This is a genomic window from Aestuariibaculum marinum, assembly GCF_014596975.1.
In the GTDB taxonomy this organism is placed as follows: Bacteria; Bacteroidota; Bacteroidia; order Flavobacteriales; family Flavobacteriaceae; genus Aestuariibaculum; species Aestuariibaculum marinum.
Map to the genome: position 1 here is coordinate 850,884 of NZ_JACVXD010000001.1, position 11,217 is coordinate 862,100.

Consider the following 11,217-nt stretch of genomic DNA (forward strand, 5'->3'; position numbering starts at 1 on the left):
GCATGAGTTTTACAAAAACAACCGAACAGGATTCAAATTACAATCATTTAGAGAGAATGAGTGTAAAAGAACTGTTAAGCAACATAAATAAAGAGGATAAAACCGTTCCTGATACTGTTGAAAAAGCACTTGCTGAAATTGAAAACCTGGTTAATGTAATCGTTGAAAAACTAAAGCAAGGAGGTCGTTTATTTTATATTGGAGCAGGAACTAGTGGACGATTAGGAATTTTAGATGCTTCGGAATGTCCTCCCACATTTGGTGTTTCTCACGACTTAGTTATCGGACTTATTGCAGGCGGTGATACTGCTATTCGAAAAGCTGTTGAGTTCGCTGAAGATTCTAAAACTCAGGGTTGGGAAGATTTGCAAGCTTATCATATCTCGAATAAAGACGTTGTGGTAGGTATTGCTGCTTCAGGTACTACGCCTTATGTGATTTCAGCATTGGAAACCTGCAATACCAACAATATTGTTACGGGTTGTATTACCTGTAATGCCAACAGTCCGTTATCGAAAACCGCTCAATTTCCAATAGAGGTTATTGTTGGTCCTGAATTTGTAACAGGTAGTTCCAGAATGAAAGCAGGTACCGCTCAGAAACTTGTTTTAAACATGATTACAACATCTACAATGATTCAGCTTGGTCATATTAAAGGCAACAAAATGGTCGATATGCAACTAAGTAATAATAAATTGGTTGATCGCGGAACAAAGATGATTATGTCGGAGCTTAACATTTCTGAATCCGAAGCTAAAGCCTTATTACACACATACAAAAACGTACGTACAGCTATAAAAAACTATAACAATGGAACAAACTAATAGAACCGACAAACAACTCCTTTTTAAGGGTATTAAAACTTTAGTATTTGCCTTATTAAGTCTTTTTATGGGACCAATTTTAATGCATTTAGCGTTATCTGATAAAGAGAACTCACTTTATCTTCCGTTATTAATAGTTGCCAGTCTTATTTGTGCTTTTGCTGTTTTTTTAATTTTTAAAGGCATCAAAATTATTATGGCTAGTATGTTTAAAAAATAAAGCCCAAAGTTAGGACCATGTTGTTGGTTTAGGTGTTGTTGGGTTATATCCAAACTCTAAATCAACAATAGTTATTTTTAATCCGCTTAAAATATAATTTATAATAGCATAATGGTGAATAGTGTGGCTATTGGCCTGTGATAGCAATGCCCCAATAGTGTAAGGGATCTCTACTTTTCCCTGACCTAAATCCTCTATTACTAAAACCGTTTTATCTATTTTTTGGTTAAATGCATTCAACTTATTGATCAATAACACCAAATAGGTTCTGGCCTTAGCACAATCCTGCTCTACTTCTCTATTTCTACTTCGTGCTGTTAAATCTATTTTATTTTCATCATTCAAATTAAAAATACAGTTGTAAAAATCCAATATATGCCTGATATGTGTTCCTATAGATGAAAAATAAGGAGGCACTGAAGCATCTCGTAATTGTTCATTGGTTAAACTATTCAGAAGAATTTCTGTTTTGGTCAGTGTTTGTAAAGTAGATTCTATAAGTTTATTCATTGTCTCCAATTTAATCAAATAATTCAAATAATAAAATACTTACAATACAAAACATTATATTATTCATTATAAACCACTAAAATTAAATTAGTTAGTAAAATTCCTTATATTGGTGTAAGTCTTATTTCATAAAACTCTCATATACGTTAGGTGGTGTACTTGAACAAAATAATTACAAATACCTTACAACTAATTTTTACAATTTGCTGCTGCATACCATTAAATGGCCAGGAACTTGTAGAAGTTGATTCAGATACATTTGCCCCTCAAAAACAATTTTCATTTAAAACCCTAACTATAAACGATGGTTTATCTCAAAACAGTGTAATTAGTATCGCTCAAGATAGTATTGGTTATTTATGGCTGGCTACTCAGGATGGGTTAAACAAATACAACGGACGTGATTTTAAGCATTACGACAAACAGTTTGAAGACATTACCCGGGCTACATTTAGTAAATTGGGTAAGGTATATATCGATAAACAAAATAGACTTTGGATCATTACACATTCCGGGAAATTAGAATTGTATCAACCTCAAACCGATGATTTTAAACACATCAAATTTAAGTTTGATGTTAGTACCATATTCCAAGACAAACACCAAAACCTATACATTGGCACTTTCAATAACGGATTATTTAAAGTCGACTCCCGCACAAAAGACACTATTCAGGTATTAAAAGATGCTGATAAAAGTAAAACTGTTTATCATCTTATGGAAGATGATAATACATTAATAGCAGCCTGTTCTGAATCTGTTTTCAGTATTTATGAAAACAGGGATTATAATACTATTCCGGTTCAAAATTCAGTAACTACCAATTATAGTTCCCTTGAAAAAGGATCCGATAACACACTTTGGTTAGGCACTTACGGTCATGGGCTTTTTTACAAAGCTCAAGGAAGCAAATACTTTATTAAATATGAGAATAAAAACATTCCGCCCGATTTAAATATTGAAGATTTATTGATTGATAGCAAGTCTCGATTATGGATTGCTACCTATGGTAATGGTGTTTATTTAATAGATAAGAAATCGAATATTGTAAAAAACTTTAAAGCCAATAAAAACAACCCCTTTGCCATTCACTATAATGACATGCTTTCATTATACGAAGATATAACCGGAACTATATGGTTTGGCTCAGATGGTACCGGAGCCAGTTACTACGATGCCCATCTAATTAAGTTTAATATTCTAACTAATAATCAGGTGCCTAAATCGGTAAATGTAGATATGGTAAGGTGCATTACAACCGACAAACAAAATAATATTTGGATTGGTACTTCGGGCAAAGGACTTACGGTTGTTGATTTAAAAAAAGAAACCTACAAAACGTACACGACTGAAAATAGCTATATAGCCAGTAATCGTATTATAAGTACTTGCTTCCTTAATGATGAACTGTGGATTGGACATCAGGGTTATGGACTAAATATTCTGGAGGCCTCAGGTAACTATAAGTACTATCCTGAATTAAAAAATCATACCATTTGGCGGATTATAAAAGCATCAAATCATCAAGTCTGGCTATGTACAGAACGTCACGGTATCATTTTATTTGATAAATACAAAGGTATTTTAAAAACATATAACACCAATAATTCAAAATTTTCTTCTAACAATATAAGGGCTTTAGTTTATGGAATTGATAACGATATGTGGATTGGAACAGATGATAACGGACTTTTTAAACTAAATAAAACCACAAATCAAATTGAAAAAATAAATAATATTAATGATAAAATTAAGTCGCTGTACTACAGTAAAAACACCTTATGGGTTGGCACCAATGGTAATGGACTTAAAGCTTATGATATTGAAAAAAATACCATCGAAACCTTTACAACAAAAAATGGGTTACCCAATGATGTAGTTTACGGAATACTCCCTGACAATGAAAATAACCTTTGGCTGAGTACTAATAATGGAATTAGTAAATTCAATCATATAAATTTTGAAAACTTTAGCGTTTATGACGGCCTGCAAGCCAAAGAGTTCAATACTGGTGCTTACTATAAAGATCAATACAATACGTTATATTTTGGTGGATTAGAAGGCATTAACTGGTTTCATCCAGAACAATTAAGTTTTAATAAAGAAAAACCAAAAACTATAATTTCAAAATTCGAAGTATTTTCTAAACCTCGAAACTTAGAACCGAAGTTAAGTTTAAACTATAAAGAAAATACCATTACTTTCAGTTTTTCAAGTCTTCATTTTTCTCAACCCAAACGAAATTTATATAAATATCAATTGGTAAATCATGATGAATCCTGGATAGCATCAGGAAATAACAATACTGCCCATTATACAAACCTTCCTCCAAACACCTATACTTTTAAAGTTATATCCTGCAACTACGACGGTGTTTGGAATAATACCCCAACAACCTACACCTTTACGATTCGGCAGCCCTGGTATTTCAGTACGATGGCCATTGTTTTATACCTTTTATTATTTCTTATCATAAGTTACTTGGTTTACAGCTACCTAAAATGGCGTTGGCATATTAAAATGCAATTACAATTTGAACATGAAGAAACCGAACGCTTAAAACAATTAGATAGTTTTAAAACGAAACTGTACACTAATATTTCACACGAATTCAGAACACCATTAACTTTAATATCTGGTCCGGTTGAAAAACAACTCAACAATCCGAAACTTTCAAATACCGACCGAAAAGAACTTAAATTGGTACAACGTAACTCAAAACGCCTTTTAAACTTAGTGAATCAGTTGCTGGATTTATCTAAGCTAGAAACAGGCAACCTAACTTTATCGGTTGTTCAGGGTGATTTAGGTTTATTTTTAACCCAGTTAGTGAAAAGTTTTCAATTTAAAGCTGAAGAAAAAAATATTGATTTCAGATATAATATTCCTAAAATTCAAGAGGCATGGTTTGACAAAGATGTTGTTGAAAAAATAGTTACAAATCTATTAGCCAATGCCGTTAAATATGCTCCTAATAATGGTAAAGTATCCTTTCAGGTTAATAAGCAACAGGGGGAAATTATCATTGCCATCATTAATAATGGCAACACAATTCCTAACGATAATATAAGTAAACTTTTTCAACGCTATTATCAAGATAATAAATCTGCCGATGGTGTTGGAATAGGGTTATCGCTCGTTAAAGAACTAACCGTTTTATCTCATGGTAATATCGTGGCTCATACATTAAATAAAGATGAAATTCAATTTACAGTCACTCTTCCTATTGAACGATCATTCTTTAATCCTAATGAAATTACGGAAATTTCTACTCCTAATACCACTGATAATACGAAACAAGAACAATCAGAAAATGTTATTGCACATAAAGAACAACCGCTAATGCTTATTGTTGAAGATGACGAAGATATTCGAATCTTCTTAAATGCCATTTTTAGAGAAGACTACAACATTGAAGAAGCCGAAAATGGTGATATAGGCATTAAAAAGGCGGTAAAACTCATTCCGGATATTATTATTAGTGATGTTATGATGCCAAAAACCGACGGAATCATATTATGTAACACCTTAAAACATGATGAACGTACCAGTCATATTCCTATCATACTGCTAACTGCCAAAAGCGGAACGCCTAATGAGATTGAAGGTTTAAAAACCGGTGCCGACGATTATATTGAAAAACCCTTCCACACCCAAAAACTAAAAATTAAAATTCAAAATTTAATTGAATCCAGACGAAAACTTCAACAACGCTACAGTCAAAATTTTGAGCTGACTGATATTGCCGTGACAAGCACTGAACAACAATTTTTTAACAAAGTAAAAGAAGTTTTAGACCAAAATATTACAGACAGTCAATTTAACTCAGCCGATTTTAGTAAAAAAATGTTGATGAGCCGGATGCAGTTACATAGAAAACTAAAAGCGCTAACGGGTTTAACTACCACGGAATTTATTAGGTCTGAACGTTTAAAACTAGCAGAAAAACTTTTAAAATCTTCTGATTTAACGGTTTCTGAAATTGCGTTTCAAGTAGGCTTCAATACGCCTTCCTATTTTATTAAATGCTTCAAGGAACAATACAAAAAAACCCCATCAGAATACCATTCTAAATAAAACTTCTGTTTTTTTAGTCTTGTTACATTTAAAGTATCTTCTGTTACATACTTGCTATGCTTCTTCAACCTTCCCGCGTACCTTTACACCAAAGTAATAAAATAGCAATCAGTTAATATACCCCTTCCCTAAGAAACCAAATGTTTAAAACTGATGACATAAAAAAAGAAGATAATCAAAATATCTACTTAAGTATTGACCACCTAAAAAAAGGACAATACCTGCTAAATATTATGTTAGACAACAAGGTTTTAAAATCTATAGAAATCGATAAGGACACTTAAAAATATATAAAGAAGCTATTAATCAGGGTAAAAAGAGAATAATGAAAATATAAAAATTGGATTTATTCTCTTTTTTTATTGAAATGCTTAGGAGGTGTCTTTTTAAACTTCACAATTATGAAAAAAATTACACTTCTTCTAACACTTTGCTTGTCTGTTTCGGCTATGAGTCAAACAGTTTACCGACTGCAAAAAATTGAATACTACGATTGGGATAATACCGCTTGGGTATTAGATGAAACCGAAACCTATACCTACGAAAATGAAGGCACAAAAGAAACCCTTTTATTAAATGAAAGTATAACAAACGGCCAAACACAAATTTACAGGCACCTTAAAACCTATAATTCTAACAACTCCATTACGGAAGATAAAGTGCAAACTAAAGTTGGTAGTGATTGGGTTAATTCTAACAGAAACCTTACAACTTATGATGAGGAAGACCGTATTATTCTTAGCTTATATCAAGTATCAGACGGTACTAATTGGTTTGATGAAGAAAAAACCGAATACGAATATCCAGATAATGAAACTATTATAAAAAATGAATATGAATATAAAACAAATGCTTGGGTAAGAATTAACGAGGAAACCATAACTGCAACGGCCTCGGGTTATATACAAATTACCAAAACCTTAGTTGATGATGTATTAACTAATAGTGAAAAATTCGAATCTATTTTTGAAAATGATAAAATCTCAGAACAAATCATATGGATTTGGGACGAAAGCATTCCAGATTGGGTATTTGATGGTAAATATAATGCCATTTATAATATAGACGGCAATTTAGAAAGTGAAGAAATATACTACTGGAATATTGACATTACACCTGAAGAATGGGCTATGAATTCTAAAGTAACTTACACCAGATCTCAAACCAACCCCAAACTTATAAAACTATTTCAAGATTGCGAAAGTGGTACTTGCACAGATGTTCAACGAACCCTTACTAATTATGATTCTAATGGCGATTTACAATCTTCAAAATCTGAAACATGGGATCCTGAAAATGGTATATGGAGAGATTGGAATCTTTATACCTACCAATATGATGCTAATCATAACAATACCGAAACAATCCTCCAAAGAGTCGATTTGTTCTTTCAAACCGAAGACTTAGTAAATACGTCTAAAACCATAAAATACTGGGAAGAAGCTACAGCTTTAAGTGTGAGCTTTAGTAACAACAAACAACTATCTATTTACCCCAATCCCACAACCAAAACCATCAATATTACCTTTAAAACACCAATCTCATCAAATCAGAAATTAACGCTTTATAACATACAGGGACAAATTATAAAACAAAGGAACTTAAATGCAGGCGAACAATCTGTTAGCCTTCCAATACAACAGCAAAATTCGGGTATTTATATACTGAACATACAAACTAATGATAATACCAAAACTTATAAAATAATAAAACACTAAATCATGAAATCTAAATATATTGTTCTAACTGGTTTGGTCTTTTGTGTAGGCTTTTCAGCTGAAGCCCAACTGCTAAAAAAATTAAAAGAAAAAGCGCAACAGGCCGTAGAACGTACAGTATTAAAAAAAACAGACGAAGTCGTTACAGAAACAACAGAAAGCACCATCGATGGTATTACTGGCGGTAATAAATCTAATAATGATAATAATTCAACCACAACCTTCTCAAGCAATGAAGCGCTAACAATAAATGCAGAAGACAAAAAGAAATTTTTCAAAGAAGATGTTATTATAAAAATGCATGAAAACGGTAATTTAAATCAAACCCAGTATTTCGATGCCGATGCCGTAGCTGTAAGAACGAATGTACCTAACCAGCCCAAACCTATGTTTATAGATAGTGAAGGCTTTATCTATGGTTATAAAGATGGTGAATATACCAAATCTTCAATTGTAGCACTACAAAGTCAAGGTATGATGGTACCAACCATGATGCTTGAAGCTTATAAACTTCCTCCAGAACCCTTTATGGCTCAGCTTCAAAAACAACATGATTTAGGCATGACAGCCAATCCGTTTAACGGTATTGTAGAATTCGCATTTATTTACAAACCCGATGATTTTAGATACAAAGATTTTAAAGAAACGAAACAAACACTAAGAGGAAACACCTATACCAAATTCGAGTTTCTTAACGACCCCGGCTACGAAGACAGCTACGTACTTTTCGACGACCAAGATAGATTAATAGAAATCTACACCAATAAAGCCGATACCGGTCAGTCTGCAGATATGTTTGAAATGAGTGTCTTACCTCCTGGAGAGAGTTTATTGCTTTACGATTACCAACCTGTCGACGTGCAATTACCCGAAGCCAGAGAAGTTAAAGCTCAAGGTCAAGGTCTTATGGAAGCTGTTATGGGAGGAGTCGTAAAAGGCGGTAATTCAGGTAATAAAAATATTGACGACGATGATTACGATACGAGCGATACTAAGGGCATGACTAAATCCATCAAAACCTCTTTAAAAAATTATAAAGTTACAGCAAACGACTTACCGGAATCGTACGATTTTGATTGGATTTACCAAACTGAAATGCTTATGGGAGACAAAAAAAAGGAAAAAATGGATATGGAATTCTTAATAAAAGAAGGTGCTAATTACCAGGCCACAAAAATGATCGATGAAAAAAATAAAGATATGGGCAATGCCACTATGTTATTCGATTCAGAATTAAACACTATGGTCATGTTTATGGAAGCCCAAGGCAATAAAATGCTTCAATTATATCCTATACCAGAAGTTAAAAATCAAGATGTTAAAACAGACTACAAAATAACCGATCTGCCCTCAAAAACCATTCTAAACTACACGTGTAACGGACTTCAAATGGAAAACGATAAGTACATTATTAAGGTTTACCATACAAAACACGAATCTATTAGCTTAGGAAACTTCTTAAACTTTGGTGGCTCACAAAAGATGAATTTACCGGATATCGATTCTAGAATACTAGAGCAATTCTCTAACGGACTCATCATGGAAATGGATATGGTTGACAAAAAGAAGTCTAAAAATAATATGAATATTACTGCTAAATCTCTAAGTAAACAACCAACAAAAATCTCAAAGAACGAGTACCAAGTTATGAACTTCTTTTCCGGAGCTTCAATGATGAATAAAAATTAGAATGAAACTTCTTGAAGTCTATTAATCAAATAAAAAATACCATGAAAAAAATAATAACTCTATTAATCTTCATTCTTTATTCCAACCAAACAACACAAGCCCAAGATTGTTCTCTTCCATAATTAGTACCATTTTTTTATGGACTTGAGTTTGGAACTCCTACACTAGATTGTAATACAGTATCTATGATTTATGTATTTGGATTTAATTAAAATAGAAACAAACCTAGGTACAATTACAAAAAAAGTAATAGTAAAATAATAACAGCCCCATTAAAATCATATAAATGAACTTATTATCTACAATAGAATAAACTATTAACCAATTAAATCATTTATTATGAAAAAACTAATACTAGTAATTCTGTTTATTTCCGCAAACAGCTTTGCGCAATCAGAATGTTTTGGTGAAATTACATCAATACACCAACAATGTAAAAACGGAGAACCTTGTCTTCAAATTTTTTATTTTGCAGAAAATACTGATAATATATACCCAATGTATTTAACTGTTAAAACTGAAAATTCAATAATATATCATCCTGCTGATTCAAATAATAGTGGCTATTTATTATGTGATTTTAACGTGGGGGAAACAGTAGAGCTTTATATAAGTGATAACACGTTTAACACTTGTACAGGAAGTTCTGATTTTTATACGATTGAATCTTGTTCTGAACTAGATAATGATAATGACAGTTACTCCGCAGATGTAGATTGCGACGATCAAGACTCTAAGATTTACCCTGGAGCCCCTGAAATTTGTGGAAACAATATAGATGAGAACTGTAATGGAATGGATGATGATGTATGCCAATGTATAGACTCAGATGGAGATACTGTATGTGATGCCGATGATATTTGTCCTGGTTATAATGACCACGCTGATGCAGATGCTGATACCGTGCCTGATGGTTGTGACCTTTGCCAAGGTGATGATGCTACAGGAGATGCCGATAATGATGGTATTTGTAATGATTTAGACCCGTGTCCAGTTGATGCCTCAAACGACTCAGATGGTGATGGTATTTGTGATTCTACTGATAATTGCCCTGATCGATTTAACCCGAACCAAGAAATAGATAATGATTGCGATGGTGTACTGGCAACAGAAGATTGTGATGATAACAACGCCTCGATAACCTCATTAATAACCAGCGATACCGATGGAGATGGAACACCCGATTGCCAGGATGAGTGTCCTACCGATAGAAATAAAACCACAGCCGGAGACTGTGGTTGTAATGTAAAAGATACCGACCGTGATGGTGATGGTGTAGCAGATTGTAATGACTTAGAAATTAATTCTCTTTGTCCTTTATTAGTTGATGAAGATGGTGTCTCTTTAGATTCCGATCTTGATGGTGTTCCTGATTGTGACGATTTATGTGAAGGCTTTGATGACAATTTAGATGAAGACAACGATAAAATTCCAGATGGTTGTGATACTAATCCATATTGCCGTGGAGACAAAGTAGTTATTTGTCATATAAACAATAAAGGAGAACAATCAACCCTATGCGTATCTTCAGGGCAAGCACAACGACATTTAGATCATGGTGATAGTTTAGGAGCGTGTTCAGATGTTAATATATCTCAAATAATATATGAAGATGATATAATAATTACTGAAGACAGCAGTAGTGACATAGAATTTTTGATTTATCCAAATCCATCGTCTAAACACATCTCTATTTTAACCAAAACAGACAAAAAAAGTGTTTCTTTATCAATTAACAGTATTCAAGGCACTTTGCTATATCATACAACCATTATAACACCAAATTCACAAAAATTTGATATTCCAAAAAGTTTTACTAAAGGTATTTATTTTGTAACGCTTCAAACAGATCAATCTAAAATAACCAAACAATTCATAATTATAGAATAAAAATAATATTATGAAGAACCAAAAAGCCTTTATCTGGTTTGATAAAGGCTTTTGTTATGTTTGTTGTGACCAGGCTGGGGCTCGAACCCAGGACCCTTTCATTAAAAGTGAAATGCTCTACCAACTGAGCTACCTAGTCTTTAATTTTATATCTCTGGCTTACACAAGCCATATAATAAAAAATCCTCAGTCTATTCTATAAGACTGAGGATCAAAAAAGGCAACGACCTACTCTCCCACGGATGCAGTACCATCGGCGCTAACGGGCTTAACTACTCTGTTCGGAATG

Annotated in this window: 7 protein-coding genes, 1 tRNA gene and 1 rRNA gene; 6 read left to right on the plus strand and 3 right to left on the minus strand. The window is 33.0% G+C overall.

The features are described 5' to 3' along the window. The first annotated feature begins 2 nt into the window (after window positions 1-2). Together murQ and ICJ85_RS03835 are read left to right on the plus strand one after the other, a co-directional pair. Window positions 3-824: an N-acetylmuramic acid 6-phosphate etherase gene (gene murQ / locus ICJ85_RS03830; protein WP_188222442.1), complete on the plus strand. Its 822-nt coding sequence runs from the start codon at window positions 3-5 to the stop codon at window positions 822-824. Further along, window positions 811-1,044, plus strand: a complete 234-nt coding sequence (locus ICJ85_RS03835) for a DUF6095 family protein (RefSeq protein WP_188222443.1) — start codon at window positions 811-813, stop codon at window positions 1,042-1,044. The genes murQ and ICJ85_RS03835 overlap by 14 nt, the downstream gene beginning before the upstream one ends. A gap of 9 nt (window positions 1,045-1,053) precedes the next feature. Here ICJ85_RS03835 and ICJ85_RS03840 read toward each other — a convergent pair whose 3' ends face one another. Continuing rightward, window positions 1,054-1,554 (minus strand): DinB family protein, encoded by a 501-nt coding sequence (locus ICJ85_RS03840; RefSeq protein WP_188222444.1) that lies wholly within the window; start codon window positions 1,552-1,554, stop codon window positions 1,054-1,056. Between the two features lie 159 nt (window positions 1,555-1,713). On the opposite strand from ICJ85_RS03840, the gene ICJ85_RS03845 reads away from it, so the two are divergent. The 4 genes from ICJ85_RS03845 to ICJ85_RS03860 all read left to right on the plus strand — a co-directional run bounded on the left by ICJ85_RS03845 (window position 1,714) and on the right by ICJ85_RS03860 (window position 10,928). Continuing rightward, window positions 1,714-5,631, plus strand: a complete 3,918-nt coding sequence (locus ICJ85_RS03845) for a hybrid sensor histidine kinase/response regulator transcription factor (RefSeq protein ID WP_188222445.1) — start codon at window positions 1,714-1,716, stop codon at window positions 5,629-5,631. Between the two features lie 401 nt (window positions 5,632-6,032). Beyond that, window positions 6,033-7,349 (plus strand): T9SS type A sorting domain-containing protein, encoded by a 1,317-nt coding sequence (locus ICJ85_RS03850; RefSeq protein ID WP_188222446.1) that lies wholly within the window; start codon window positions 6,033-6,035, stop codon window positions 7,347-7,349. Window positions 7,350-7,352: 3 nt separating this feature from the next. Then, window positions 7,353-9,038: a hypothetical protein gene (locus ICJ85_RS03855; protein ID WP_188222447.1), complete on the plus strand. Its 1,686-nt coding sequence runs from the start codon at window positions 7,353-7,355 to the stop codon at window positions 9,036-9,038. 339 nt (window positions 9,039-9,377) lie between these two features. Next, window positions 9,378-10,928: a T9SS type A sorting domain-containing protein gene (locus tag ICJ85_RS03860; RefSeq protein WP_188222448.1), complete on the plus strand. Its 1,551-nt coding sequence runs from the start codon at window positions 9,378-9,380 to the stop codon at window positions 10,926-10,928. A 66-nt stretch (window positions 10,929-10,994) separates the two neighbouring features. Here the strand turns inward: ICJ85_RS03860 and ICJ85_RS03865 are convergent. Continuing rightward, window positions 10,995-11,067: transfer RNA gene (locus tag ICJ85_RS03865), tRNA-Lys, on the minus strand. 76 nt (window positions 11,068-11,143) lie between these two features. After that, a 5S ribosomal RNA gene (rrf, locus tag ICJ85_RS16875) occupies window positions 11,144-11,217 on the minus strand; the annotation flags it as partial.